This window comes from Synechococcus sp. MVIR-18-1, assembly GCF_014279835.1.
Classification (GTDB): domain Bacteria; phylum Cyanobacteriota; class Cyanobacteriia; order PCC-6307; family Cyanobiaceae; genus Synechococcus_C.
Genome location: NZ_CP047942.1, coordinates 299,368 through 323,822 on the forward strand (window position 1 = coordinate 299,368; position 24,455 = coordinate 323,822).

The 24,455-nt window shown below is 57.5% G+C and carries 25 protein-coding genes and 1 tRNA gene; 14 read left to right on the forward strand and 12 right to left on the reverse strand.

The window, feature by feature from the left end:
• Window position 1: 1 nt before the first annotated feature.
• Window positions 2–3,250 carry a glycoside hydrolase family 15 protein gene (locus SynMVIR181_RS01515; protein WP_255444364.1) on the reverse strand — a complete coding sequence of 1,083 codons (3,249 nt, stop codon included), beginning with the start codon at window positions 3,248–3,250 and terminating at the stop codon, window positions 2–4.
• Here SynMVIR181_RS01515 and SynMVIR181_RS01520 point away from each other — a divergent pair.
• Window positions 3,243–4,028 (forward strand): WecB/TagA/CpsF family glycosyltransferase, encoded by a 786-nt coding sequence (locus SynMVIR181_RS01520; RefSeq protein ID WP_186589751.1) that lies wholly within the window; start codon window positions 3,243–3,245, stop codon window positions 4,026–4,028. The genes SynMVIR181_RS01515 and SynMVIR181_RS01520 overlap by 8 nt on opposite strands.
• Here the strand turns inward: SynMVIR181_RS01520 and SynMVIR181_RS01525 are convergent.
• Window positions 3,967–4,110 carry a photosystem II reaction center protein K gene (locus tag SynMVIR181_RS01525; RefSeq protein WP_006853705.1) on the reverse strand — a complete coding sequence of 48 codons (144 nt, stop codon included), beginning with the start codon at window positions 4,108–4,110 and terminating at the stop codon, window positions 3,967–3,969. The genes SynMVIR181_RS01520 and SynMVIR181_RS01525 overlap by 62 nt on opposite strands.
• Before the next feature lie 30 nt (window positions 4,111–4,140).
• Window positions 4,141–5,259: a tRNA guanosine(34) transglycosylase Tgt gene (tgt, locus tag SynMVIR181_RS01530; protein WP_186589752.1), complete on the reverse strand. Its 1,119-nt coding sequence runs from the start codon at window positions 5,257–5,259 to the stop codon at window positions 4,141–4,143.
• A gap of 59 nt (window positions 5,260–5,318) precedes the next feature.
• Between tgt and SynMVIR181_RS01535 the strand changes: the two genes are divergently transcribed.
• Complete coding sequence (locus SynMVIR181_RS01535; protein ID WP_186589753.1) at window positions 5,319–6,092, forward strand: adenosylcobinamide-GDP ribazoletransferase; 774 nt, start codon at window positions 5,319–5,321, stop codon at window positions 6,090–6,092.
• On the opposite strand, the gene SynMVIR181_RS01540 is transcribed toward SynMVIR181_RS01535, so the two are convergent.
• Window positions 6,025–7,185: an ATP-binding protein gene (locus SynMVIR181_RS01540; RefSeq protein ID WP_186589754.1), complete on the reverse strand. Its 1,161-nt coding sequence runs from the start codon at window positions 7,183–7,185 to the stop codon at window positions 6,025–6,027. The genes SynMVIR181_RS01535 and SynMVIR181_RS01540 overlap by 68 nt on opposite strands.
• Here SynMVIR181_RS01540 and SynMVIR181_RS01545 point away from each other — a divergent pair.
• Together SynMVIR181_RS01545 and SynMVIR181_RS01550 are read left to right on the forward strand one after the other, a co-directional pair.
• A complete protein-coding gene (locus SynMVIR181_RS01545; protein ID WP_186589755.1) occupies window positions 7,184–7,468 on the forward strand; it encodes a hypothetical protein in 285 nt (94 codons plus the stop codon). The genes SynMVIR181_RS01540 and SynMVIR181_RS01545 overlap by 2 nt on opposite strands.
• Window positions 7,469–7,576: 108 nt before the next feature.
• Window positions 7,577–7,945 carry a DUF3155 domain-containing protein gene (locus SynMVIR181_RS01550; RefSeq protein ID WP_186517788.1) on the forward strand — a complete coding sequence of 123 codons (369 nt, stop codon included), beginning with the start codon at window positions 7,577–7,579 and terminating at the stop codon, window positions 7,943–7,945.
• Between the two features lie 52 nt (window positions 7,946–7,997).
• On the opposite strand, the gene SynMVIR181_RS01555 is transcribed toward SynMVIR181_RS01550, so the two are convergent.
• Entirely contained in the window at window positions 7,998–8,603 is a 606-nt protein-coding gene (locus SynMVIR181_RS01555; protein ID WP_186589756.1) for an alpha/beta hydrolase, read from the reverse strand.
• A 60-nt stretch (window positions 8,604–8,663) separates the two neighbouring features.
• On the opposite strand from SynMVIR181_RS01555, the gene purH reads away from it, so the two are divergent.
• Both purH and SynMVIR181_RS01565 read left to right on the forward strand, forming a co-directional pair.
• A complete protein-coding gene (gene purH, locus SynMVIR181_RS01560; protein WP_186589757.1) occupies window positions 8,664–10,253 on the forward strand; it encodes a bifunctional phosphoribosylaminoimidazolecarboxamide formyltransferase/IMP cyclohydrolase in 1,590 nt (529 codons plus the stop codon).
• A gap of 50 nt (window positions 10,254–10,303) precedes the next feature.
• Entirely contained in the window at window positions 10,304–10,765 is a 462-nt protein-coding gene (locus tag SynMVIR181_RS01565; RefSeq protein ID WP_186524473.1) for a DUF4079 domain-containing protein, read from the forward strand.
• 6 nt (window positions 10,766–10,771) lie between these two features.
• Here the strand turns inward: SynMVIR181_RS01565 and SynMVIR181_RS01570 are convergent, their stop codons facing one another.
• From SynMVIR181_RS01570 to sfsA, 4 genes are all read right to left on the reverse strand, one after another.
• Window positions 10,772–11,398, reverse strand: coding sequence for a DUF1997 domain-containing protein (locus tag SynMVIR181_RS01570; protein ID WP_186524474.1), 627 nt, complete (start codon window positions 11,396–11,398; stop codon window positions 10,772–10,774).
• A gap of 60 nt (window positions 11,399–11,458) precedes the next feature.
• A complete protein-coding gene (locus SynMVIR181_RS01575; protein ID WP_186589758.1) occupies window positions 11,459–12,655 on the reverse strand; it encodes a 4-hydroxy-3-methylbut-2-enyl diphosphate reductase in 1,197 nt (398 codons plus the stop codon).
• Between the two features lie 128 nt (window positions 12,656–12,783).
• Entirely contained in the window at window positions 12,784–14,256 is a 1,473-nt protein-coding gene (locus SynMVIR181_RS01580; RefSeq protein WP_186589759.1) for an ammonium transporter, read from the reverse strand.
• A gap of 131 nt (window positions 14,257–14,387) precedes the next feature.
• The gene (sfsA, locus tag SynMVIR181_RS01585; RefSeq protein WP_186589760.1) at window positions 14,388–15,140 is read right to left on the reverse strand and encodes a DNA/RNA nuclease SfsA; all 753 of its coding nucleotides are present in this window, start codon (window positions 15,138–15,140) and stop codon (window positions 14,388–14,390) included.
• Between the two features lie 80 nt (window positions 15,141–15,220).
• Between sfsA and murJ the strand changes: the two genes are divergently transcribed.
• Window positions 15,221–16,828 (forward strand): murein biosynthesis integral membrane protein MurJ, encoded by a 1,608-nt coding sequence (murJ, locus tag SynMVIR181_RS01590; protein ID WP_186589761.1) that lies wholly within the window; start codon window positions 15,221–15,223, stop codon window positions 16,826–16,828.
• Here murJ and SynMVIR181_RS01595 read toward each other — a convergent pair.
• From SynMVIR181_RS01595 to SynMVIR181_RS01605, 3 genes are read right to left on the reverse strand one after another with little or no spacing between them, the layout of a single operon-like run.
• On the reverse strand, window positions 16,815–17,078 hold the full coding sequence (locus SynMVIR181_RS01595) for a hypothetical protein (protein WP_041426851.1): 264 nt from the start codon (window positions 17,076–17,078) through the stop codon (window positions 16,815–16,817). The genes murJ and SynMVIR181_RS01595 overlap by 14 nt on opposite strands.
• A 25-nt stretch (window positions 17,079–17,103) precedes the next feature.
• Window positions 17,104–17,394, reverse strand: coding sequence for a DUF3181 family protein (locus tag SynMVIR181_RS01600; protein ID WP_006853691.1), 291 nt, complete (start codon window positions 17,392–17,394; stop codon window positions 17,104–17,106).
• A 35-nt stretch (window positions 17,395–17,429) separates the two neighbouring features.
• Window positions 17,430–17,684 carry a hypothetical protein gene (locus SynMVIR181_RS01605; RefSeq protein WP_186589762.1) on the reverse strand — a complete coding sequence of 85 codons (255 nt, stop codon included), beginning with the start codon at window positions 17,682–17,684 and terminating at the stop codon, window positions 17,430–17,432.
• A gap of 91 nt (window positions 17,685–17,775) precedes the next feature.
• Here SynMVIR181_RS01605 and SynMVIR181_RS01610 point away from each other — a divergent pair.
• The 7 genes from SynMVIR181_RS01610 (at window position 17,776) to SynMVIR181_RS01640 (ending at window position 24,451) form a co-directional block, all read left to right on the forward strand.
• Window positions 17,776–17,849: transfer RNA gene (locus SynMVIR181_RS01610), tRNA-Arg, on the forward strand.
• Window positions 17,850–17,943: 94 nt separating this feature from the next.
• Window positions 17,944–19,233 carry a serine hydroxymethyltransferase gene (gene glyA / locus SynMVIR181_RS01615; protein WP_186524481.1) on the forward strand — a complete coding sequence of 430 codons (1,290 nt, stop codon included), beginning with the start codon at window positions 17,944–17,946 and terminating at the stop codon, window positions 19,231–19,233.
• An 89-nt stretch (window positions 19,234–19,322) separates the two neighbouring features.
• Complete coding sequence (locus SynMVIR181_RS01620; RefSeq protein WP_186589763.1) at window positions 19,323–20,447, forward strand: glycosyltransferase family 4 protein; 1,125 nt, start codon at window positions 19,323–19,325, stop codon at window positions 20,445–20,447.
• Window positions 20,440–21,711, forward strand: a complete 1,272-nt coding sequence (locus SynMVIR181_RS01625) for a competence/damage-inducible protein A (protein WP_186589764.1) — start codon at window positions 20,440–20,442, stop codon at window positions 21,709–21,711. The genes SynMVIR181_RS01620 and SynMVIR181_RS01625 overlap by 8 nt, the downstream gene beginning before the upstream one ends.
• A 97-nt stretch (window positions 21,712–21,808) precedes the next feature.
• Window positions 21,809–23,215, forward strand: coding sequence for a 3-isopropylmalate dehydratase large subunit (leuC, locus tag SynMVIR181_RS01630; RefSeq protein WP_186589765.1), 1,407 nt, complete (start codon window positions 21,809–21,811; stop codon window positions 23,213–23,215).
• A gap of 72 nt (window positions 23,216–23,287) precedes the next feature.
• Window positions 23,288–23,923 carry a 3-isopropylmalate dehydratase small subunit gene (gene leuD / locus SynMVIR181_RS01635; RefSeq protein ID WP_186589766.1) on the forward strand — a complete coding sequence of 212 codons (636 nt, stop codon included), beginning with the start codon at window positions 23,288–23,290 and terminating at the stop codon, window positions 23,921–23,923.
• Window positions 23,924–23,959: 36 nt separating this feature from the next.
• Window positions 23,960–24,451, forward strand: a complete 492-nt coding sequence (locus tag SynMVIR181_RS01640) for a pentapeptide repeat-containing protein (RefSeq protein ID WP_186589767.1) — start codon at window positions 23,960–23,962, stop codon at window positions 24,449–24,451.
• The last annotated feature ends 4 nt before the right edge of the window (window positions 24,452–24,455 follow it).

Sequence of the window (24,455 nt, forward strand, 5' to 3'; positions counted from 1 at the left end):
TTTAGAGAAAACCTTCTTGTTCAGCCAGCTCCCGTAGCGCTTCGATTTGCCACTGGCGGCATTGCGCTGGAGAGGCTTTGTAAAACTGTTCCCAAGCTGCAGATTTGTGTTGGCTGTAGGTTCCAATGTCTTGTTGGGGATGGGTGCTTTGCCAGCCCACCCGAACGGCATGACCAATCACCACATCAAGTGCGATGTCGTCTTCAAAGTGCATGTCGGGGTTGGTCGTCGTGAAGGCCATCAGCGAGAGCAGGCTTTCAGAGCACAGTTGGCGGTATTCAGCGGCTTCAATGCGACTGAGCAGGTGCTCAACCTGAATGGCGAAGTTGCGCTCTCCTGGCGTTTTTTCGAGCACCAAGGCGCTAGTGAGCCGGTTTCGTCGCTCTAACTTGTCTCCAATCACAAGGCCGCGGCAGTGATGCAGTAAGGACCAGATGCCGGCATAGAACTCTTTCGGGACCTGCTGCAGGGAGCCCAGTCGCATCCGGTGTTGGAGCCAGTCCGATCCGCTGGGGCATTCTTCAAGGGGCTCAGGCACGGTCCACTGCACATGGCCGCGCAGGTGAAGCAGCTCGCGTCGCTGTAGGGCTGCTCGGGCGTGGTCGACGTCATTCAGGAGTGCTTGAAGACGCAAACAGATCGCATGGGGGGCTTCGCTGCACAGGGCTTCAAAGGCTTCGTCCTGACTCAGTTGGCGTTCGGATGCGAGCTCTGAGGTGAGCAGAAGCAGGAGTTGACCGAGCTGCAGGGTGAGCGTCCCCTTGAGTTTTTCCGGTTCTCGACGGGCAAGACCATCAAGAGCGACCAGCAATTCCTGTTGCAACATGCGCTCACGGCCGTCATTGCCACAGGTGCGTTCAATCAAGGCAGCGATCGCCGGGCTTGAGGCCGGGGCGCTGAGGCGAGAGTCGCTGGTGTAGTTCCTTCCCACGACCACTTGCTTCTGGCGGCTGAGCAGGTCGATGACAGCATCCTCAAGTTGGGGATGGACGAGCCCCATCGCGCCTGCGCAACGGCGAGCTACGTTCCAGTCCTCCTGGCTGAGCCCGCGGTGGTAAATCTCCTCCAGCAGGGTGATCAGCTCAATCGGTGTTCCTTTCGGGCCGCTGAGGATCGCTCGATGACCGAGTTGGCGCTTCAGCAGTTCAAGCACTTCGGCTTGTTCCCGAAGTGAATGGCTATTCCATAGACGGTCACGGAGTTGAGCGATGGGGATGTCATCCAGCTCCTGCTCTTGGGCTGCGGTGAGGTCACTGAAGTCGGTGGAGTCCTGCAAGTAACGCGCTGCGTCGCTGCGTTGATGGGCATGGCTCCTAGGTGTTGCGGCTGGCAGCGTCACCCACTGAGCGCTGTGGGCGAGTGTTTCTAGGTCGCCGAAGCAAACGGGAACATCTTCAAGCTGCCCTGAGTGCAGACGCGTGGTGAGATCATGCAGCAGTTCTGGATTGTTCTCCAGCAGGGCGGCTTCAATCGGGATCAATAAGAGCGGAGAACCCTCTCCGCGCCAGTGCCGCTGCAGCAGGTGCAGTTCATTGAGAACCGTTTCCATCAGCTGGCGTGGGTCATGACTCACGAAAAAGGTGTCCTCTTCCAAGACAGCCGGTAGGACGGCAAGCTGCTCGTCGCCCTGCCTATAGAGGCGGGCTGTATCCGAGGTGTCGGCTCGGAGCATCGGTAGACCGCTCAAGCGGAGAGCCTCATCGCCTCCAACGGCGCTGAGGCGATCGTTGAGGTTGCTGGATGGCACGACCTGGATGGGGCAGGTCTCTGGATCGCTCACTGGCAACCCTTGTGCCTTGAGTTCGGTTGCGAGTGCGCTGCTGGTTGGTGCAAGGGCAACCAGGACCTGTTCGGCGCCGATCTCGGCCTGAAATCTGCGCCCGCAGGGATCAAGGTCCGCTGGCTCGATCAGTCCTTCCATCAGCATCTCCCCGAGCCAGGCAAGGCTCTGGGTCCAGAGCAGAGGCACGTTGTCGTTGGCTAGTCGTTGTTGGCTTCCCGGTGCCCGTCGTTCAAGTTCGATCGCATTGTCTGGAACCAAATAGAGCTCTGGGTAGAGCTGTTGGCCCTGACGTTCGACCTGCAGGATTTTGAGCCGTTCTTGCCAGTAATGCGCGTCGGTCCAACGCTCTTCACAGCAGGCTGTTAGCTGCTCATAGGCCAGAAAGAGAGGCCACTCCGATTCCACGCCTTCGAAGTTGACCAGTTCGGCCCGTTCGTAATGCAGTCGACTGACGTCCTCGACAACGGTTTGATGTCCGTCCCGGCGGAAGCGTTTGTATCCGTAGGGGCCTCCTAGCTCCCGCCGGATTCGCTGGACGGTTCGCTCCACCAGGTCTCGCTCCTCCACCGCCCAGGCTGGGTAGCCGATCACAGACAGACAAGCGCTGTCGACTTCTTTGCTAGCCGATTCCCTTGGCAGCAGTCCTTGGAGTGCCCGGCGCAAGCGGACGACAGCGCCTTGAGGCACCAGCACTTGCACCGATCCATCGCCGTGGGAACTAAACAGATCCACTCCATCGAGGGCTTCTAGTGCCGCTTTGGCCATGCCAATGGAGCTGGCGTTGCGTTCGGGTAATCCTTCATTCCCCTTGTCCCCACGCTCCCAGATTCCGTAGTCGGGCACGCGGTAGGCCCGGGCTACGTAGTAGACGAGGTTTTGGATGAAAGCCACTTCGTGGCGGTTGCGAATCACGGCGATCCCGCCGCGACTGAGTTGCGCTAATTGCAACAAAAACAGAGAGGTCGCATCGAGCTGCAGATGCCCCCAGCCGTCATCGGCAACCACCTGATCGCCGTTGGCGCTGTTGTATTTGGCATGCAAGGCGTCGAGTGGATCGAGGCTGTACTTAAAGCGCTCCACTTTTGAGGCTTGGCGCATCATGCTGTTGAGCAAGCCGCGCATCAGCCCCAGAACTCGTTGTTCGAGTTCCCAACTGCGTTGGGTGGTGCCCCCGTGCTGGCGACGATGGGCGATGGCCAGGCCCCAAACGCACTGAATCGAGTACACGCAGTCGCGAACCCAGGCGTCTCCGTAATTTCCGTGCACGGTGTTGGCCGTGCTGGCTGGAAGCAATCCGCTCACTGGATGCTGACGTTGCAAAACCACCGTTTCGATGGCTACATCCAGGCTCTTGAGTTTTTCAAGGCGTAGCGCGTGTTGCTCCTGAGGGTTCGGATGCGACAAAACCGTGGCCTTCCAGGGGACCGGATCTAGATTCTCCCTCGCAGTCGAGTTAGGGATGGACATCACCAGCACCGGTCCGCGTGATCAACGTCGCTTCCAAGTGCTTGGGGTGCCAGTGGATGCGTGTCGCGATGTCACTGCAGCAGCCATTGGTGTGCATGCCGATGGGGGAGGTCAGATCGTGACCCTGAATGCCGAGATGACGATGGCAGCACGAGCCAACCCTCGTTTGGGTGCCGTGATTGCTGACGCCGATCTGGTGGTCCCCGATGGTGCAGGCGTTGTGTGGGCTCTTCGTTTACAAGGCGTGCGCGTTCGCCGAAGCCCTGGTATTGAGTTGGCGTGGGAACTATTGGGTTACGCCGAGGCCCATGGTTGGTCTGTGGCGCTCGTGGGTGCTGCGCCGCAGGTGATGGAACGCTTGTGTGATCGCTTGGTGGTGGAGCGCCCTGAACTGCAATTGGTGCTGGCGCAACATGGCTATCTCAGCGAGGAGGATTGGCCCGAGCTCGAAGCAAGCTTGTGCGAGCTCAACCCTGACTTGGTGCTTGTGGCGCTCGGCGTTCCCCGTCAAGAACTTTGGACACAGCGTTTAAAAGCCACGCAAACCGGTGTCTGGATGGGAGTTGGCGGCAGCTTTGATGTTTGGGCTGGCCTCAAGGAACGAGCGCCACAATGGGCAAGCCGTTTCCAAGTGGAATGGCTTTATAGGCTTTTGCAGGAACCAAGCCGCTGGAGGCGTTATCTCGCGTTGCCCCAGTTTGTTTGGGCTGTTTTGGTCAGCGGAAGCCGACGGAAGCCTGCCAAACAAAAGCAAGCAACAGGAAAAACAACGGAATGATCGGCAGGATGTCGATCAGCGGACCGAAGGCTTGATAGGCCTCAGGTAACTGGGCCAGCAAATCGAGGGTGTAAGCAGCCATCCCGGCGAATTCATGGTCGGAGCTCGGACGCTACCACGTGTGATGGGCTCTGGAGCTCGGCTCCCACGGAGCGAAATCCTCTGAAAAGCAACCATCACGAATGGCTTGCCCCATCGCGGTGGTGAATCGGATCAAATGGGTGAGGTTATGGATGCTCAAGAGCGTGAGGCCGAGCAGTTCCTCACTACGAATTAGATGATTCAGATAGGCACGGGTGTGCTGGCGGCAGGCGATGCAGGGGCAGCTTGCGTCTAACGGCGTGTGGTCCTGCCGGAACCGAGCGTTGCGCAGGTTCCAGCGCTCGCCCCCAACCAGTGCCGTTCCATGCCGTCCCAGACGGGTGGGCAGAACGCAATCAAACATGTCGATTCCATTGGCGACAGCGACTGCCATTTCACGCAGGGTGCCAATGCCCATGAGGTAGCGGGGGCGATCAGCGGGTAACAGGGGTGTGACCTGGCGCACGATCTGATGCATCTCCTCCACCGGTTCGCCAACGCTGACGCCGCCGATGGCGATGCCGGGGAGGTTGAAGTCCGCCACCGTTCGCGCGCTCAGCTCCCGAAGGTGGGGGAAACAACCACCTTGCACAATCCCAAACAGGGCTTGATCGTCGCGTTGATGGGCGTCTGCACAGCGGCCTAGCCAGGCGTGCGTGCGCCGGCAGGCCTCCGCGACATCGTTTTCTGTGGCTGGATAGGGCGGACATTGATCGAAGGCCATGGCCACATCAGCGCCAAGGCGCATTTGGATCTGCATCGACCGCTCTGGGGTCAGCAAGATGCGGCTGCCATTGCGAGGGTTGCGGAAGTCGACCCCTTCGTCGTCAATGCGGTTGAGGTCGCCGAGGCTGAACACCTGGAAGCCACCGGAATCGGTGAGCATCGGACCGTCCCAGCCCATGAACCGATGCAGCCCCCCGGCGTCAGCAACGATCTCCTCTCCAGGTTGGAGATGCAGGTGATAAGTGTTGGACAGCACCATTTGGGCGCCGGTCTCTGCCAATTGGGAGGTGGTCACCCCTTTCACGGTGCCCAGCGTGCCCACGGGCATGAACCGTGGCGTCATCACGGGACCGTGAGGTGTGTGGAAGCATCCACAACGAGCGCCCGTGTTGCGGCAAGTGGCCTGAATCTCGAACTGGAACACAGGCCCTCCGTGCAACGCATCAATTTACGGTGAGCCGTGTCGGTCGATCGGTTGAGGTCATGCCTTCAGCGCCCTCGTGGCTGCGCGATTTAGTGGGTGCCTGGATTTTTTATTCCGTGCTGCCTGCCTGGCCCTGGCCTCAGCCTCGCTTTGAACGCATCGCCCGCTTTGCTCCTTGGATCGGCTTGGTGATTGGTGGTTTGCAGGCGGGATTGTGGTGGCTTTTGTCCGGTTTGGAATGGCCTCAAGTCGCGCTCGTTCCAGCTGTTTTGGCCTTGGGGTTGTGGCTCACTGGTGGGCTCCATTTCGATGGGTTGATGGATACGGCTGATGGTCTCGCTGCAGGGCCTGAGCGTTGCCTGGAGGCGATGGAGGACAGCCGTGTGGGTGCCAGTGGTGTGCAGTTGTCCGTGGTGGTGCTGTTGTTGCAGTTCGCTGCTTTGGTGCGCTTGGGGCCGCTGGCACCGATCGCTTTGCTGGTCACGAGCGCTTTGGCAAGGGTGTCGCCCCTTTGGGCCATGGCGCGGTTCGCTTATTTGCGGGTGAATGGAACGGCTGGTTTTCACCGCCGTCACCAAAAGGGTCTTGGAGACGTTGTTCCCACCCTGGTTTTGTTGGTGGTGTTGAGCCCACTGAACCCACTGTTTCAGCAGCTGTCGTTTTGGATGGCTCCTCTTTGTTTGCTGAGCGCTTTGGTTGTGGCTGAGTGGCTTGGCCGGCGCCTCGGAGGGATGACGGGAGATGGTTATGGAGCTGTTGTGATGCTCAGCGAGACCTCTGGTTTGTTGTTGATGGCCCTGTTGGCGCCTTCTCTGGGCTCGGGGGCAGGCTGAGGAGGAAGCCATTGCCACGGCTGGGCAAGCTGGGGTCGAGCTGGTTCGGATTGGTGCTTAAAACCAGTGCCCCACCTCGTTCTTCGGCGAGAAGGCGAGCGAGGGCGAGCCCTAGCCCGGATCCGGATTGATCCTTGCTGCTACTTCCCCGTTCGCCTTTGCGGAAGATCAGTTCTTGTTCTTGATCTGGGATGGGAGGTCCCCCGTCCCAGATCAAGATGCTGTGCTCCAGCAGGCTGAGGCCCAGTGGACAGCCTGTGGGGCTGTAGCGGAAGGCATTTTCCAGCAGATTGGCCACGATCTCTGAGACAACGGCATCGTCATCTGGCCGAATCTCTTGGGTCCAAGCAGGCCAGTGGTCTGGTGCTTGCCATGCGCGGTTCTGAAGTGCGGCAGTTGCGGCAGCCCGTTCAATCAGAGGTTGGAGCAGGTGTTCGATCGTGAGCCCTGGCCCCTTTGATGCCACCTGGGGAAGAAGAAGTGGGGCGGGCGCCTCGGGGCCATGCGGCAGGTTCTCTTGACCGATGAGATCCAGGGATGTGATGTAGCGGTCGAGCTGGGCCTGCTCTTGAAGAAGCCCTGTGACGAGTGGGCGATGGAGATGCTCTGGCCCCAAGCGACGGAGCAGAAGCTGGGCATAGGTGCGCAAGGCTGCCAGTGGGTTGCGCAACTGATGCACCACAAGATTCATCTGTTGGCGTTGCTGATGGAGCTCGTCTAGTAAGCGGCTGCGTTCGAGCTCAAGGCCAAGGCTGTAAGCCAAGGCAGAGGCGCTGGCTTGCAGGCGGTGATCGAGTTGCTCGGACCATTCCGATTCGCGCTGCTGCTCTGCTCTCAGAACTCCTAATAAGAGGTCGTCATGGCGAAGGGGAAACCAGTGCCGCTCTGGCGCCGGAATGCGCAGAAGGGGGTCGTCGGCAATCTCCGGGAGTCGGCCACCATCTGGAGGCCACTGATCCAACATCGTGAAGCTGGGCGCGTCTCCCTCACTGCTTTGCGCGATGTAAACAACAAGTCTCTCCAGAGATTCGTCGCCAGAGAAGCTCTGCAGCTGTTGCTTGACCAGGGTTAGGAACCGGTTGGACAGCTGCATGCGTGAAATTGTGTGCCTGGATATAGCCGGGACAGCGACCCAAGAGTGGACCGCCTTGCCAATTCAGGAAAAAGTCTTAAGATCAGATGATCGACCGACGGTGCTCTTCGTTGAGGTGCCGGTTTCCTGTCGATTCTGCTCGGGTTGCACTTTCGTTGCTACCAAGGTTACAGCAGAGGTTGATGTGTCTCCTGTTGTCATCGGTTCTATGCCGTTGAAAGCGATGGTGTTTGTCGATTGTTCGTGCCGCTTTGGCTGCGCGATCGATCCCCCGATTCGCTGACGTCACGATGCTCTTTATGAGCGTCTCACTTGATCGTTTGCCGCTTCAAAACGGTGCCGGTCTTTCTTGACAGCCCCCTCTCACTCCCTCAACAGGGATTTTTGCCCAATGTCCAAAAAACGTAAGAGGATTAGTCGTCGTCGCCTCGCTGGCCAGCGTGTGCTGGCGCATGTGCCGACTCACCATCTCGAAACTGGTGAACACAAGCCTGTGACAGCGGCTCGCCGCTATATCGCTGAGGGCGTTCTCATGCCCCCGGCCCTGGTCAACGTGCGCCGTAACGAACACACCACAGACAAATTCTTCTGGGGTGAAAAAGGACTGTTCAGCGCTCAGTACGCCGAGGAAAATCATTTTCTGTTCCCTTCCCTTCGTTCCATCGTTGATCACGTTGGTGAAGAGGTCATCTTTGAAGGCCTAGACCTGGCGTCTGATGATTGGGAGGAAATGGAAGAGTACGAATACGCTTTCGTCTGATTCCCTTTCATTCCAACCCTTGATTGCAAAGCCCTTAAGCGCTCTGAGCTGGTTAATCCAGCCAACGCTTGAGGGCTTTTTTCATTTCAGCCTGAGCCTCAACGGGGATGGCATGACCATGGTCAAAACTGAAGAGATCGCAGGCTTGATTGCTGTGCGCTAGGTCATTTTTTAGCGCTAAGGCGGCTGAATGCGGTACGACGTCGTCATGCCGTCCATGCAGAAGAAGCACGGGTGGGCGAGTTAGAGGGGCTTGCCAGTTGGGGTGGGGATAGGCACTGCATGCAATTAATCCGGCGAGAGGCAAGTCACAGCCGGCAGCCATGGTCATGGCACCTCCTTGAGAAAAGCCCAACAGCACCGTTGCTTCCAGTGGAATCTCTTCTGAACTCAAGCTGTTGATGCGGTTTTTTAAGTCTTCAACAGCTGCTGGAACGGCGGCCCAATCGGCGGGGAAGAGGCCATACCACTGTCGTCCTGATCCTTGGCTTTGGCGTTGGGGAGCTTGCAGGGCAACCAGCTCGAGTGGTGTCGCGATCGCCTCGGCGAGCGCTTCTCCCAGCGGCATCAGGTCGCCGGCATCGGCTCCCCAGCCATGGAGAAGAACGAGGCGTGCCTGAGCCCGTGCTGTGGGTTGGCGGAGCAGATCGGCGGCCATGGCATTAGGTGCGCGGTTGCTGCTTAGGTTGGCCTAAGCCCTGTCTTTCGTCCTGCTGCCATGGCTCCAACTGCCTTGCTGAGCGTGTCTGATAAAAGGGGTGTGGTGCCCCTCGCTGAGGCTCTCAATCGGCTCCATGGTTATCAGCTGCTATCCAGTGGTGGAACAGCCAAAGTGCTTGAAGAGGCTGGATTGCCCGTCACACGCGTGGCAGACCACACCGGAGCCCCTGAGATCCTTGGTGGTCGCGTTAAAACCCTCCACCCTCGAATCCATGGCGGAATCTTGGCGCGAAGGGGAGATCCGGCCCATGAGGCGGATCTCCTCGAACAGAAGATCGATCCCATCGATGTGGTGGTGGTGAACCTTTACCCGTTTAGGGAAACCATCGCAGCCCCCGATGTGAGTTGGGACACCGCCATTGAGAACATCGATATTGGCGGACCCACGATGGTTCGCTCTGCTGCCAAAAATCATGCCCATGTGGCGGTGCTCACCAGTCCTGAGCAGTACGACAGTTTTTTGCAAGCGCTGTCTGGATCGGCTGGAGGCGTGGACGCCAATGTGCGCCGGCAGTTGGCCTTAGAGGCATTTGCTCATACGGCTGCCTATGACGTTGCGATTAGTCGTTGGATGCAATCTCGCCCTGAGTTGCAACCTTCTGCCGAAGCCAAAGCGCCAGCCGAAGCTCTGCCATGGCTGGAGGCTCTGCCGCTCCGGCAGACCTTGCGCTACGGGGAGAACCCCCACCAGAAGGCGGCTTGGTTCAGCAGCCCCGTGGGCTGGGGTGGGGCCAAGCAGCTGCAAGGCAAGGAGCTCAGCACCAATAATCTGCTCGATCTGGAAGCGGCCTTGGCCACCGTTCGTGAGTTTGGTTATGGCTCAGAGGGCCTGCATCGCGCAGAGCAAGCGGCGGCTGTGGTGGTGAAGCACACCAATCCCTGTGGCGTTGCGGTGGGTGATGGCGTGGCCACCGCCCTCACTCGGGCTCTTGATGGTGATCGAATCAGCGCCTTCGGTGGCATTGTTGCCCTGAATGTTGTGGTGGATGGCCAGGCGGCCAAGGAGCTCACCAGCTTGTTCTTGGAGTGTGTTGTCGCTCCTGGGTACAGCCCAGAAGCCCGCGAAATCTTGGCAGCCAAAGGTAATCTCCGCCTCCTCGAATTGGCGCCTGAGGCGATTGATGCGGCACCTAAAGACCACGTCCGCAGCATTCTTGGTGGGGTTTTGGTGCAGGATCTCGACGATCAACCGATCGATCCTTCCTCCTGGACGGTGGCGAGCCAGCGACAACCCACCGCGGCTGAAGATGCCGATCTCCGTTTTGCTTGGCAGCTCGTGCGTCACGTGCGCTCGAATGCGATTTTGGTCGCACGTGATGGTCAGAGCCTGGGCGTTGGGGCTGGTCAGATGAATCGCGTTGGGTCTGCCCGACTTGCCTTAGACGCTGCTGGTGAGCAAGCCGTAGGGGCTGTGCTCGCGAGTGATGGCTTCTTCCCTTTCGATGACACCGTGCGTCTTGCCGCAAGCCATGGGATTAAGGCCGTCATCCATCCAGGCGGAAGCCTTCGGGATGCTGACTCGATCAAGGCCTGCGATGAACTTGGCTTGGCCATGGTGCTTACCGGACGCCGTCACTTTCTTCACTGAGAAGGCGGGCACCTAATCTCGTTTTACCCGTCCACTCAACGAACTGACCTATGACCCTGCCCGCTTTGCCTTTTGCCGCCAGCTTCATGCACCCTCTGATGATGTGGGGGCTCCTGGCTGCAGGTGGCTATTCCATGTTTCTTGGGATCAAAGCCAAGAAGGTACGCACAGGTACCCCAGAGCAACGCAAGGCCCTGCTCCCAGGCAAGTTTGCTCAGCGTCATTACCGCTGGGGAAGCCTGATCCTCGGGGTGATGGTGACCGGAATGATCGGTGGTATGGCCGTGACTTACATCAACAACGGCAAGTTGTTCGTGGGCCCGCATCTGCTCGTGGGCTTAGCGATGACTGGAATGATTGCCTTGGCTGCATCATTGGCTCCGTTCATGCAGCAGGGCAATGTGATTGCTCGTAAAGCGCACGTTGGTCTCAACATGGGCACGCTCACCTTGTTCCTTTGGCAAGCGGTGAGCGGCATGGAGATTGTGAACAAGATCTGGGTGAACCGCTGATCTTGATCAAAAGGCTGCCCGCCTTCTGGGTGGGCATGCCAAACCGTGGCTTGCATGGAAATCTTCTTGCACTTTCCAGGTGAGACGCCTTGAAATTTGGCGGACAATCTGGCGAAGTAAATGATCACCGCTGGACTGGACCAGTCCGTCAGGAAGCAGGGTGATCATCTTGGGAAGGTGAATCCAAACCGAAAGATCAAGATCCCAGCTCACAGCTGTGAGCTCTTCAATCGAGTCGCTTGCACTGTTGTCTTCAAGGCGGAGGTTGGCCTGGAAATCAACGTCATAGAGATCAGCTAAGGCTGAATCTTGATTGCTGAGAGGCACCGTGCAGATCGCATAATTGCCAGCGTTCTGAGGGAGTAGGCGCAATCCGATCGTGGGTTCTACTTCAAAACCGAAGTTGCCAAACCGTCCAAGAGTGAGGGCGTAGGCCTGTTCGTCGATGGGCTTGACCTCCATGGGAGCTGCGCAACGTCGAAACCAGCCTTCATGCCGATCGAGGTAGGCCCCAACGGTTTGGAAGTCGGCACGCATCTCCATGCGATCGCGAAATTGACTGCGATAACAGCGAACTTGACGGCTTTCGCTACCGCGCAATGTGTCGGTTGAGGGTCTCGTCAAGAGCAGCACGTCTGCAGGTCCCCGTTTGGAGAAGTCTCCATGATGAACCAATGTAAAGGGGTCTGGGGATCAGTTTTCGCTCAGGGCGATCAGTCTCTGGATCACATGCTCCACAACCCGATCTGGGGTGGAAGCCCCGGAGGTGATCCCCACGGTTACGGGCCCACTGGGCAGGAATAACGCTTCAACTGTGAGCTCTTCTCCCAGGGGCTTGTGCTCGATCGAATTGTCGGTGTGGATTCGCTCTGGAGTGTCGATGTGGAAGGAACGGATCCCACGGCTGACCGCAATTTCTTGCAGATGGGTCGTGTTGGAGGAGTTGTAGCCCCCAATCACCACCATCAGATCCACGGTTTCGTCAACGAGCGAGAACATGGCGTCCTGCCGCTCCTGGGTGGCATCGCAGATGGTGTTGAAAGCTAAAAAATGCTCATTGAGTTCCGTTGGCCCGTATTTGCTGAGCATGGTGCGCTCAAACAAGCGTCCAATTTCTTCGGTTTCACTTTTGAGCATGGTGGTTTGATTGGCCACACCCAAATGTTCGAGATCACGATCAGGGTCAAACCCTGGTGAACAGGCATTGGAGAACCGTTCCATAAACGATTCGCGATTGCCGTTGCCGAGAATATATTCAGCGACGAGCCGGGCCTCTTCAAGATCGAGAACGACGAGATACGTTCCTGCAAATGAACTTGTTGCAAGCGTCTCTTCGTGTTTCACCTTGCCGTGAATGATCGAGGTGAAGGCTTGCTTCTTGTGCTTTTCAACGGTCGTCCACACCTTTGAAACCCATGGGCAGGTGGTGTCAACAATGTGACAGCCACGCTCATTGAGAAGTTGCATCTCTTGAACGGTGGCACCAAAGGCGGGAAGGATCACCACATCGCCCGATGCCACACCAGAAAAGTCCTTGACTCCACCCTCCACGGAGATGAACAACACATCCATTTCTCGAAGGTGGTCATTCACTGAGGGGTTATGGATAATTTCGTTGGTGATCCAGATGCGTTCTTGCGGGTAGTGACGGCGCGTTTCATAAGCCATGGCGACAGCCCTCTCCACTCCCCAGCAGAATCCAAACGCTTCGGCGAGGCGCACCTGGAGTCGGCCATGGGTTAGGTGATACCCGTTGTCTCGGATGGAACCAATCAGGCTGCTTTGGTAAGCCTGTTCCAAACTCCCAGCCACCTCTTCGGCTCGACCGAAGCCTCGCCGGTTGTAGCGATCGGAATGATGCAGCGAGCGTTTGAAGGCGTGAGTATCCATATCTGTAACAGCAATGAATCAACTCTATGGGCTGTCTGGCACTAGCGACTGACGCAGAGGCCAATAAAAAACCCTGTCCCAGGATGGGACAGGGTGAAGCGCAGATCAAATGCTGCGAATGGAACGGATTATCGGCCTGATGACACGAAATCTGGATAGGCCTCCATGCCGTGCTCACCAATATCCAGCCCTTCAGTTTCTTCCTTCTCGGTGACTCGGATGCCACCGAACAAACCACCGATGACAGACCAAGCAATCCAGCAGGTCACGATCGTCCAAATGGCATAGGCAGCACAACCCAGTGCTTGGATTCCAAGCTGGCTGATGCCACCTCCCACGAGTAAGCCCAGTGGTGAGCCATCGCCCTGGATGTCAAAACCCCAAAGACCAACCACCAAGGTTCCCCAGACGCCACAGACGCCATGGACGGAGAAGGCTCCGACTGGATCGTCGATGCCTGATGCATCAAGAGCTGATACGGCGAAGACAACAATGATTCCGCCGATCAGACCAGCAACCCAGGATCCAACAAAGGTGAGGTTGCCGCATCCTGCAGTGATGCTCACCAAGCCGGCAAGGATGCCGTTGATGATCATGGTCAAATCAGGCTTCCCTGAGGTCAGGGTTGAGATCACGGTGGCTCCGATCGCGCCACCAGCTGCAGCCAATGTTGTGGTTACTGCCACGTAAGGGACCCACTGATCCATGGCGAGCTGGGATCCAGGGTTGAATCCGTACCAACCAATCCAAAGAATCAGTGCGCCAAGAGTGGCAATGGCCATGTTGTGACCAGGGATGGCCTGAGGCTTGCCATCAATAAATTTGCCAATACGTGGGCCGAGAAGCATCGCTCCAATCAGTCCTGCCCAGGCTCCAACGGAGTGAACAATCGATGATCCAGCAAAGTCGATGAACTCTTTGTCGCCAACAGAATTCAGCCATCCGCCATTCCATTCCCAACTGCCTGCAATGGGATAGATGAAAGCGGTGAGAATGAGCGAGAACACCACAAACTCGCCGAATTTCACGCGCTCTGCGACGAGGCCTGAAACGATTGTTGCCGCGGTTCCAGCAAAAGCAGCCTGAAACAAGAAGTCAACACTTGGAACGAGGCCAGCTTCTGAGATCAGCTCGGGCGTGACAGCCGGATCAAAAAACAACCCGTTGAAGTAGAGAAAGCCTGCGGCTATGGCATCGCCGTACATCAACGAATAGCCAACAAACCAATAAGCGGTTACAGCAAGGGCGAAGACGAAGAGATTTTTAGCAAGAATATTGACTGCATTCTTCTGGCGACACATTCCGGCTTCCACCATGGCGAAACCGGCGTTCATGAAAATCACCAGAATCGTTGCGACGAGCAGCCAAAGGTTGTTGGCTAGAAACGCTGCACTGAGTTCTGGCATCTCTGCGGCATGGGCCGAGAGGTTGAACAGGCCAAGACCGAAAAGGGCCAATGGCACGCAGCCAAGCCACAAAAGCGAGCGATTGGTTTTAAACCCGCGGATGCTTTGGAGAAGCAGCATCGGGCCCTCTAAGAGGCTTGCCTCCTGAAGGCGAGATTTGCGTCGCCTAGTGGGCGACTCGTAAGCAGTTGTCATAGAGAAATCCCGACTGCAATTTGAGCTGGACAACAAGATGTCCGTTTGAACGAACTAAAACTGCTCGCTAAGGCACACGTCTCAAGTCGCTGTTGCTACCAAATCTGGATTTTGCAAAGTTTTAGGTCTTTTTACTGACGGGGATGAACCGGCTGGAGCCCTTCCCAAGTGATCTGATCAAGCTCAAAGTTGAAGCGGCAAGGAAGCACTTCCACTCCTGCTGCAATCGCCAACCTGAACAGATTTCCGTAACGAGGATCGGCGCTGTCGCCGGGGGCAAAAGCATTGACATCCGGCCGGCTCAAGCAGGGAACTAACACACCTCGTGCTTCGGGAAAGAGCGCCGTAAGTTCCTCCAGGTGCTTTTGGCCTCGCTCCGTCACCGTGTCTGGGAAGAGTGCAACGTCTCCGTGACACCAGGTGGTGTTTTTGACTTCTACATAGATGGGGCGTTGATCGTCTGCGCTGTCGTCTGGGGTGAGCAATAAGTCAATGCGACTCCTGCGATTGAGGCCATAGGGGACCTCGGCGCGGATGGTCTTGATCGGGCCGAGCTGGTCTTTGAGTCCACCGGCTTCAATCAGGGCCCGAATCAGCTTGTTGGGCAAAGCGGTATTAATACCAGCCCAGCACAGCGTTCCGTCGCTGCTTGGGACCTCAGCTTGCTCCCAGGTCCAAGCCAACTTGCGCTTCGGGGAAGGGGCATGGCGAACCCGGACTCTCCCGCCCGGATGGAGTACGCCTTTCATGGGTCCAGTGTTGGCGCAGTGGACGGTGACGACCTCTCCATCGTTGAGCTCCACATCAGCCAGAAAGCGTTTGTAGCGCTTCAGGAGCACTCCTTCACTGAGGGCAGGAAACTGAAGGATCGAGGTGCCGGTCATGGCTGCTGGCTGAATCCGTCCATGGTGGCCTGGCACAGGGTTGAGAATGCTCTCTCAGAAGGGCTGTGATCAGACGACGAATGGCGAGATCTCTGAAGCGCATTGCCCTGGTCGTCACCTACGGCACGTTGTTGAGCAAAGTTGGCGGCCTGGTTCGTCAGTTGGTGATTGCGGCAGCCTTCGGGGTGGGTGCTGCTTATGACGCGTACAACTATGCCTATGTGCTTCCTGGATTTTTATTGATTCTTCTGGGAGGGATCAATGGTCCATTCCATAGCGCCATGGTGAGCGTGCTCAGCCGCCGTCCTCGTGAGGAGGGTGCTCATATTTTGGCCACGTTGAACACGATGGTCAGCGCTCTGCTGCTGGTGGTAACGATCGTTCTCGTGTTGGCAGCTGATCCTCTGATCACGCTTGTTGGCCCTGGTCTCAGTCCGGAGTTGCACCGCATCGCCGCGGTGCAACTGCAAGTGATGGCTCCAATGGCTTTGTTGGCTGGTCTGATCGGCCTTGGCTTTGGATCGCTCAATGCTGCTGATGAGTTCTGGATTCCGGCGATTTCGCCGTTGATGTCCAGCCTCGCGCTCATCGTGGGCATCGGTTTGCTCTGGTGGCAGGCGGGCTCTGCGATCTCAACGCCCGCTCTCGCGCTTTGGGGAGGGGTGGTGTTGGCGTTATCCACCCTGGTGGGAGCGTTTCTGCAATGGCTTCTGCAGCTGCCTGCTCTGATGAAGCAGGGGCTGGTTCAGTTGCGTCTTGCCTGGGATTGGCGGCATCCCGGTGTTCAGGAGGTTTGGCAGGTGATGGGCCCGGCCACTCTGTCGTCGGGAATGCTGCAGATCAACGTGTTCACCGATTTGTTTTTCGCCTCGGGGTTGCTTGGAGCGGCGGCTGGACTTGGTTACGCCAATTTGCTGGTTCAGACGCCGCTGGGGTTGATTTCCAACGCGTTGTTGGTGCCGCTGTTGCCAACCTTTTCCCGTCTCACGGCTCCGCAAGATCGCCCAGAGCTGATCGCTCGCATTCGTCAGGGCTTGATGTTGTCGACGGCTTCGATGCTTCCCCTTGGCGCCTTATTCCTGGCCCTCGCCACTCCCATCGTCGCGTTGGTGTACGAGCGGGGTGCCTTCAATCAAGGAGCGGTGGAGCTCGTGACGGGCTTGTTGATGGCCTATGGACTTGGCATGCCCGCCTATCTCGGCAGAGATGTGTTGGTGCGCGTGTTTTACGCCCTTGGCGACGGCACAACACCGTTTCGCCTTTCGGTGATCGGTATTGGACTCAATGTCGTCTTCGACTGGGCCCTGGTGGGTGGTCCAACGCCTTGGGGGCCTCAACTTCCCTTCAATTTCGGTGCAGCGGGTTTGGTGCTGGCCACCGTCTTGATCAATGTGCTCACCTGCGTCGCCCTGTTGTTGGCCCTGCAGCATCGGCTGAAAGTGTTGCCTTTAAAACAGTGGGGCCTGGATGGTTTGCGCCTCATGGTTGCAGCCGTAGGCGCTGGAATCGTGGCCTGGTTCTTGAGCCAAGGGGTGCGTTGGCCTGTTGATCTTGTGGGACGCCTCCTGCAGGTCGGCCTTTCGGGATCACTGGGGGGGCTGGTGTTTATGGCGTTGGGTCAAGCGTTCGATGTTCAAGAGGTTCGCGAGATCAGCCAAGGCCTAACGCGTCGCTTCATTCGTCGCTGAGACGCACCTCTCGGTCTTCTCGCACCTGGATCGGTAACTCGAGGTGTTGGCGGCCAACGAGCTGGGGCCCTTGCACGGAAAGAATGCGCGCTTCAATTCCAAAGTCGCGAAAGGCGGTTTCCATTTCCTGGATAAGAGCTTTCTCAACCTGGGCTTCGGGATCGACAACCTTCCCGATCAAGCGTTCGCCGAGGCGGCCGATCCGTTGCCGGACCACATCGCGGGCGTTAGTGACCTCGATGATCAGCACGGCAGAGTCCAACAACGTTTCAACCTTATCGGCAGTGTCCTTCGAGAATCTCCTCGAGGTCCGAAAGTTGAGAGGACGGCAACAGACGCGCCATCGGTAAGCGTGCACTTCCTCCACCAATGGGCACTTGAACAGCCTCAAGGGCTTGGCGTGCAGCTACAACTGCGCCTTGGTCGAGTAGCGCGCTGCATTCAATTGCAAGAGCTTCGGCTAAGCCGGCATCTCCCAAGTACAAATGCCATCCAGCCACCTGGATGTAAAGACGGTCGGCCAGCGTCGAGGTGAGGGCGCGTAGATCAGCTGAGTCCAGAGTCATCGTTGTGGAGTCGGAGCGGCTGATTGCATGCTGACTCAGCTTTCGTCTGTGACTGCGTCTTTGCCAGGGCGCAGACGGATCACGACCAGCAGGTGAACAATCAAAACCCCCAGCCAAGCTTCACTCCAAAGGTCGAGATGGCTCCAGGGGTGCCGCATCTCTTGCACAAACCAAAGGCCGCTATTAACAGCGGCAAAGGCCCCGGCGTGGAGGCAGAAATTCACCACCCTGTTGAAATGCCGGTAGGTGGCATTGTTCGGATCGGCGGGTCCGTACCAGCGGAGCGGCATGTGATGACCCTCATTACTGCGTTGATTTTGACGTGTTGATGTCCGTTGGTTGACGAAGGGTGCCTTGGTACGGTCAGATGGTGGCTTCCAAGCGCTTGTAGCTCAGCGGATTAGAGCATCTGACTACGGATCAGAGGGTCGGGAGTTCGAATCTCTCCAGGCGCGCTTCTGAAAACTGCCGATAAGGCAGTTTTTTTTTGAAGATTCGTGTGTGCGAGGGGCCTATTCCCTACGATTCGTGCATTGGTGTTTGAAACGCATGACAGACCGCTCCGCAGCCCCGATTAATGCATCTCTAAAGGCTGCAGACCCTGCCATTGCTGGTTTGATCGATCAAGAGCAGATGCGTCAGGAGACGCATCTTGAGTTGATTGCATCGGAGAACTTCACCTCCAAGGCGGTGATGGAAGCTCAGGGTTCGGTGTTGACGAATAAATACGCCGAGGGGTTGCCCCACAAGCGTTACTACGGCGGCTGTGAGCACGTGGATGCCATTGAAGAATTGGCAATCTCAAGAGCGAAGCAACTTTTTGATGCGGCTTGGGCGAATGTTCAGCCCCATAGCGGAGCGCAGGCAAACTTTGCTGTATTTCTTGCCCTGCTTCAGCCCGGTGACACGATCCTTGGGATGGATCTCAGCCATGGGGGGCACCTCACCCATGGTTCACCGGTGAATGTGAGCGGCAAGTGGTTCAACGTGGTCCAGTACGGCGTTGATCAACAGACGCAGCGCCTTGATATGGAGGCCATTCGCCAGCTGGCTCTGGAGCACAAGCCCAAGCTGATCATTTGTGGATATTCGGCCTATCCACGCGCGATTGACTTTGCTGCGTTCCGCTCGATCGCGGACGAAGTAGGTGCGTACCTGCTGGCAGACATGGCCCATATCGCCGGCCTCGTTGCTGCAGGGGTGCATTCCAGCCCAGTACCTCACTGTGATGTTGTCACCACCACCACGCACAAAACCCTACGCGGCCCCCGTGGTGGCTTGATCCTTTGTCGCGATGCAGAGTTCGCACGCCGATTTGACAAAGCGGTGTTCCCAGGCTCGCAAGGTGGACCGCTTGAGCACGTGATTGCAGCCAAGGCCGTGGCTTTTGGCGAGGCGTTGCAGCCCGACTTCAAGACTTACAGCCGTCAAGTTGTTGCCAATGCTCAGGCACTCGCGGCACGACTTCAGGAGCGAAAGATTGATGTGGTGAGTGGTGGTACGGATAACCACGTGGTGCTTCTCGATTTGCGCAGCATCGGGATGACCGGCAAGGTGGCTGATCTTTTGGTGAGTGATGTGCACATCACGGCCAACAAGAACACGGTTCCCTTTGATCCTGAGTCGCCCTTCGTGACCAGTGGTTTGCGTTTGGGAACGGCTGCTCTCACCACCCGTGGCTTCGATGAGAAGGCCTTCCAAGAGGTTGCTGATGTGATCGCTGATCGCCTTCTGAACCCTGAGGATGACGCCATTCAGGCGCGTTGCTTGGAGCGAGTTGGTGATCTCTGCAAGCGGTTTCCGCTCTATGCCCCTGCTCTGGAACCGGCTCTCGCTTGAGGGCCTTAACAGCCGTGTCTCTCAGCCTTTTTTTGCCTAAGATTCGCTTCTAAAAGATCCTATTTGGTGACCTTCCGCCGGAGTTTTTTGTGACGTTCGCGAGTACTCCTCTCGCAGTCGCTTCGGCGAGTCTTGTGGTCGCTGCTGTGATTACGACTCTGCTCGTCCCCTTAGTGCGGGGGTTGGGTTTGAGATTGGGCCTCACGGATCAGCCTGATTCGCGCAAGCAGCACACCACCCCCATGGTGCGGTTGGGGGGTATCGCTTTAGTTCTGGGCTTTTGTTTGTCCCTTGGGGTGACGTGGTGGATGGGCGGGTTTGGCCTGTTGGCTCCGGCCCGTGACCAGCTCATTTGGACCACGCTTGCTGGCTCTCTCTGTTTTTTCGTGATCGGTCTTTCCGACGATCTGTTTGCTCTGTCTCCTTGGCCGCGCTTGGCAGGTCAGGTTGCCGTTTCGGTGGTTGTTTGGTCCCAGGGCGTCCGGATTGGAGCGATTGATCTGCCTTGGTTAGCCAGCAGCTCTGAAGCTTTGCTGCTTCCTGACCTGCTCAGCTTGGTCGCCACGGTGATTTGGCTGGTGGGGATCACCAATGCAATCAACTGGCTCGATGGCCTTGATGGTTTAGCCGCAGGTGTTGCTGGAATCGCAGCGGTTGGCTTGGTGTCAGTGAGTTTTTCACTCCATCAGTCAGCGGCTGCTTTTCTTGCTGCCGCGTTAGCTGGAAGTTGCCTTGGTTTCCTCCGCCACAACTTCAATCCAGCTCGCATTTTTATGGGTGATGGCGGATCGTATTTTTTGGGATTCACCCTTGCCGCCGTGAGCATTGTTGGCCCGGCGAAAGGGCTCACAACGGTGAGCTTGTTGCTGCCGTTGTTGATTCTTTCGTTGCCCTTGGCCGATATGTCGGCCGTGATTATGGGGCGTCTCAGCGATGGTCGCTCCCCCTTCTATCCAGATCGACGCCATCTGCATCACCGCCTTCTTCGTGCTGGCTTTAGCCATCGCCGCACAGTTGTTTTGATCTACGTGTTTACGCAATGGCTGGCGTCATTGGCCATGGTGGTGGCCAATGTGGAAATGCGTTTTCTCTGGCTTGGGCTGGCTACGGCCATCCTTGTGGCCACGGTTGTGACCATCAATCGTCAGCGTCATCTCGAAGCGGCAGTTGAGTCTTCAGGCTTGGACCCTTCAGACCCTGATCGCCATGGCTGATCGCTCGGACCGCTCTGGTGTTGAGATCCTCTGTGTTGGGACGGAGCTTCTGCTTGGCAACATCCTCAACGGCAATGCCCGTTGGCTGTCAGAGGAGCTTGCCTCCCTTGGCCTTCCTCATTTTCGCCAAACCGTTGTGGGCGACAACCGCGATCGCCTGATTGCCCTGGTTCAGGAGATCGCGCAACGCTCCAGCGTGTTGATCGTGACCGGTGGGCTTGGACCAACCCCGGATGATCTCACCACGGAGGCGATTGCAGCTGCGTTTTCTGTTCCTTTGGAAGAGCGAGCCGAGGTTTGGTCTGACATCGAAGAGAAAGCCCGTAGCCGCGGTCGTACCCCTGGACCTGAAACCCGTCGTCAGGCGCTCTTGCCTGTTGGAGCTGAGGTTTTACGCAATCCAACGGGAACCGCTCCCGGCATGATCTGGACCCCGGTGCCTGGATTCACCGTTCTCACGTTTCCGGGAGTGCCCAGTGAGATGAAAGCGATGTGGAAGGCCACGGCCGCGCCCTGGTTCCGGTCGTCTGGGCTCTCCAAAGGTGTGTTTGTGAGCCGCCTGCTTCATTTCTGGGGAATCGGGGAATCCACGTTGGCCGAACAGGTGGCCGATCTGTTGGATGGGGTTAACCCCACCGTTGCGCCCTATGCCGGCCGCGGAGAGGTGAAGCTCAGGATTACGGCTTGCGCTGATGAGCCCTCGAAGGCTTGGCTGCTGGTGGATCAAACCGAGCATGAGTTGCGCCAGCGCACGGGCAACCTTTGCTTTGGCGTGGATCAAGATTCGCTGGCCTCTGTTGTTTTGAAGCGGCTGGCGCAAGCCGGCCAAACCCTTTCTGTGGCTGAATCCTGCACGGGGGGAGGGTTAGGCGCTCAGCTCACAGCGGTGCCTGGCGCGTCTGCCGTGATGCTGGGCGGGGTGATCTCCTATGCCAATGCCATCAAGCGAGATCTGTTATCCGTGCCTGAACAGCTGCTCGAGCAGCACGGTGCCGTGAGTGCGCCAGTGGCCGAGGCGATGGCGCTGGGTGTTCGTCGTCTCACCGGATCGGATTGGGCGCTTTCGATTACGGGAATCGCCGGCCCTGATGGCGGAACGCTGGAAAAGCCCGTGGGATTGGTGTTTGTTGGTGTTGCTGGGCCGGATGGATGCAGCAGTGAGATGTTGCTCTTGGGCCCCACCCGTGGTCGGGAGTGGATCCGGACCGTTAGCGCTGGTGAGGTTTTGAATTGTCTTCGCTTGCGCTTGCTGGCTCACTCTTAGGAGGAGGGCGAGGAGAAAGAGGGCTGGATGGCGAGATCCAGTGGATTGGATTGAACGCTGCTTGCCTCTAGGGTTTTGAGTGAATTGTCGAGTGGGAATGAGCAGCGGAACCCTGTACGACAAAGTTTGGGATCTTCATCGCGTTTCGGAACTTTCTGGTGGATCCACCCAGCTGTTGATTGGGTTGCATCTGATCCACGAAGTCACGAGCCCTCAGGCTTTTGTGGCCCTGGAAGACAAGGGATTGAAGGTGCGTTGTCCGGAGCGAACGGTGGCAACGGTGGACCACATTGTTCCCACCACCAATCAGGCCAGGCCCTTTGCTGATCCATTGGCGGAGGAGATGCTCAGCACCCTGGAACGCAATTGCAGCAAGCATGGAATCGAGCTCAATGGGATTGGCAGTGGTCGTCAAGGAATCGTGCATGTGATCGCGCCGGAGCTGGGACTAACGCAGCCCGGCATGACGGTGGCCTGCGGCGATTCGCACACGTCAACGCACGGTGCCTTTGGAGCGATCGCCTTTGGTATTGGTACATCTCAGGTTCGTGATGTGCTGGCAAGCCAAAGCTTGGCGATGAACAAACTCAAGGTCCGCCGCCTTTGGGTTGACAATCAGCTGAGCCCAGGGGTGTTTGCTAAAGACTTGATCCTGCATGTGATTCGTTCGCTTGGGGTTAAGGCTGGGGTTGGCCATGCCTATGAGTTCGCCGGACCGGCAATCGACGCTCTTTCGATGGAGGAGCGGATGACCCTCTGCAACATGGCGATTGAGGGGGGCGCTCGCTGCGGCTATGTCAATCCCGACCAGACAACCTTTGACTACTTGGAGGGCCGCCCTTCAGCACCGAGTAGTGAAGCCTGGCAGCGGGCGACGCGTTGGTGGCGTTCCCTGGCATCGAATGCTGATGCCGTCTTTGACGATGAGCTGCGATTTGATGCAGCAACGATTGCCCCAACGGTGACCTGGGGGATTACCCCCGGTCAGGGGATCGGCGTGGATGAGCAGGTCCCCAAGCCTGAGCAACTGGATCCTGCCGATCGACCGATCGCGGAAGAGGCTTACCGCTATATGGATTTAAAGCCTGGCCAGGCCATTGCCGGCGTGCCGGTGGATGTCTGCTTTATCGGCAGTTGCACGAATGGTCGCTTGAGTGATCTCAAGGCGGCGGCGGCTGTGGCACGGGGGAGGCAAGTGGCTGCTGGGATCAAGGCCTTTGTGGTTCCGGGCTCCGAGCAGGTGGCTCGTGCTGCTGAGGCGGAAGGCCTTGACCAAGTGTTTCGCGATGCGGGATTTGAGTGGCGTGAGCCTGGTTGCTCGATGTGCCTCGCGATGAATCCTGACCGTCTTGAGGGGCGTCAGATCAGTGCGAGTTCCAGTAATCGCAACTTCAAAGGCCGCCAGGGATCAGCCAGCGGGCGCACCTTGCTGATGAGCCCTGCCATGGTCGCCGCCGCTGCGGTAACTGGTCATGTCAGCGATGTTCGCTTGCTCGGGGTCTGATCTTCGGCTGTGGCGGGAGAGTCCCGCACTCTTTCAGTGTTTTGGTTGCTGTTTTATTTCTCAAGATCCTTCATGACGCAGACCCACGATTTTCCCCAAGGCCTAATTACCAAGATTGAGGGCCGCGCCCTTGTCTTGCGGGGTGATGACATCGATACCGATCGGATTATTCCGGCTCGATTTCTGAAATGCGTGAGTTTTGAGGCGCTCGGCGCTCAGGTCTTTGCTGACGACCGAAAGGAGCTCGACGGAGGCCATCCTTTTGACCTTCCTGCGCATCAGGGAGCCTCGATTTTGGTGGTGAATGACAACTTCGGTTGTGGCTCGAGTCGTGAGCATGCCCCGCAAGCCTTAATGCGTTGGGGGATCCGTGCCCTGATTGGGGTGAGTTTTGCGGAAATTTTTTATGGCAATTGCTTGGCCTTAGGAATCCCTTGTGCTAAAGCCAGTCAGGACCAGGTGCGTGCTTTGCAAGATGCAATGGCCCAAGACCCTGCAGCAACCTGGACCTTCGACCTGGAGACCTCCAGTTGCAGCAGTGATCTTGGTCATTGGTCGATCGAAGTGGATCCAGGACCGCGCGATATGTTGCTTTCAGGCCGTTGGGATGCAACGGGGCAGCTTTTGTCTCGGGATGCGGAGCTGCAGAGCACGCTCGATCGGCTTCCTTACTTAAACGGGTTCCGAACGGATACGGCAGACACTTGATTTAGTGTCTATGAAGGAAGAAGCGGCATCGACGTCATGACATTCCTTATGAAGCGCATCTGGTGTGCTTTTAGCTCGATGGCCCTGTTGCTCGGACCCTCGGCTGTTGAGGCGGGCTCGGTGACAGCGATTGCGGTTGAGCCTTTTGGTACCCCGCTTGAACGTTTGCTTAAGAGTGGCGCTTGTCACGGATGTGATTTACGCGATGCCGATCTACGCGGCCATCATCTGATCGGGGCTGATTTGCGTGATGCTGATCTACGCGGGGCAAAGCTCAATGGGGCGAATCTTGAAGGGGCCGATTTGAGTGGTGCCAGGCTTGATGGCGCTCGTTTGCAGGGTGCGATGTTGAGCAATGCCGATCTCTCAGGCACTGATCTCCGCGATGCCGACTTACGCGATTCGGTTGTGATCAATGCCTATGCACCTGGAGTGCAAACCGAGGGAATGCAGTTTGCAGGGTCTGATCTCACCGGAAGTCATTTGATCTATGGCGGTGGTCCTGATGACGAAGCCACAGATTTTTAGAAAA

Excerpts from the sequence above, each read along its gene's own strand:
- SynMVIR181_RS01555 (WP_186589756.1), bottom strand. The coding sequence starts at position 8,603 with ATGGCCGCCGATCTGCTCCGCCAACCCACAGCACGGGCTCAGGCACGC.
- SynMVIR181_RS01625 (WP_186589764.1), top strand. The coding sequence starts at position 20,440 with ATGGCTGATCGCTCGGACCGCTCTGGTGTTGAGATCCTCTGTGTTGGG.
- SynMVIR181_RS01605 (WP_186589762.1), bottom strand. The coding sequence starts at position 17,684 with ATGCCGCTCCGCTGGTACGGACCCGCCGATCCGAACAATGCCACCTAC.
- SynMVIR181_RS01525 (WP_006853705.1), bottom strand. The coding sequence starts at position 4,110 with ATGGCTGCTTACACCCTCGATTTGCTGGCCCAGTTACCTGAGGCCTAT.
- SynMVIR181_RS01575 (WP_186589758.1), bottom strand. The coding sequence starts at position 12,655 with ATGGATACTCACGCCTTCAAACGCTCGCTGCATCATTCCGATCGCTAC.
- SynMVIR181_RS01540 (WP_186589754.1), bottom strand. The coding sequence starts at position 7,185 with ATGCAGCTGTCCAACCGGTTCCTAACCCTGGTCAAGCAACAGCTGCAG.
- SynMVIR181_RS01550 (WP_186517788.1), top strand. The coding sequence starts at position 7,577 with ATGTCCAAAAAACGTAAGAGGATTAGTCGTCGTCGCCTCGCTGGCCAG.
- SynMVIR181_RS01600 (WP_006853691.1), bottom strand. The coding sequence starts at position 17,394 with ATGACTCTGGACTCAGCTGATCTACGCGCCCTCACCTCGACGCTGGCC.
- SynMVIR181_RS01515 (WP_255444364.1), bottom strand. The coding sequence starts at position 3,250 with ATGTCCATCCCTAACTCGACTGCGAGGGAGAATCTAGATCCGGTCCCC.
- murJ (WP_186589761.1), top strand. The coding sequence starts at position 15,221 with ATGGCGAGATCTCTGAAGCGCATTGCCCTGGTCGTCACCTACGGCACG.
- leuC (WP_186589765.1), top strand. The coding sequence starts at position 21,809 with ATGAGCAGCGGAACCCTGTACGACAAAGTTTGGGATCTTCATCGCGTT.
- sfsA (WP_186589760.1), bottom strand. The coding sequence starts at position 15,140 with ATGACCGGCACCTCGATCCTTCAGTTTCCTGCCCTCAGTGAAGGAGTG.
- SynMVIR181_RS01580 (WP_186589759.1), bottom strand. The coding sequence starts at position 14,256 with ATGACAACTGCTTACGAGTCGCCCACTAGGCGACGCAAATCTCGCCTT.
- purH (WP_186589757.1), top strand. The coding sequence starts at position 8,664 with ATGGCTCCAACTGCCTTGCTGAGCGTGTCTGATAAAAGGGGTGTGGTG.
- SynMVIR181_RS01535 (WP_186589753.1), top strand. The coding sequence starts at position 5,319 with ATGCCTTCAGCGCCCTCGTGGCTGCGCGATTTAGTGGGTGCCTGGATT.
- leuD (WP_186589766.1), top strand. The coding sequence starts at position 23,288 with ATGACGCAGACCCACGATTTTCCCCAAGGCCTAATTACCAAGATTGAG.
- SynMVIR181_RS01640 (WP_186589767.1), top strand. The coding sequence starts at position 23,960 with ATGACATTCCTTATGAAGCGCATCTGGTGTGCTTTTAGCTCGATGGCC.
- SynMVIR181_RS01520 (WP_186589751.1), top strand. The coding sequence starts at position 3,243 with ATGGACATCACCAGCACCGGTCCGCGTGATCAACGTCGCTTCCAAGTG.
- SynMVIR181_RS01545 (WP_186589755.1), top strand. The coding sequence starts at position 7,184 with ATGCGTGAAATTGTGTGCCTGGATATAGCCGGGACAGCGACCCAAGAG.
- SynMVIR181_RS01565 (WP_186524473.1), top strand. The coding sequence starts at position 10,304 with ATGACCCTGCCCGCTTTGCCTTTTGCCGCCAGCTTCATGCACCCTCTG.
- glyA (WP_186524481.1), top strand. The coding sequence starts at position 17,944 with ATGACAGACCGCTCCGCAGCCCCGATTAATGCATCTCTAAAGGCTGCA.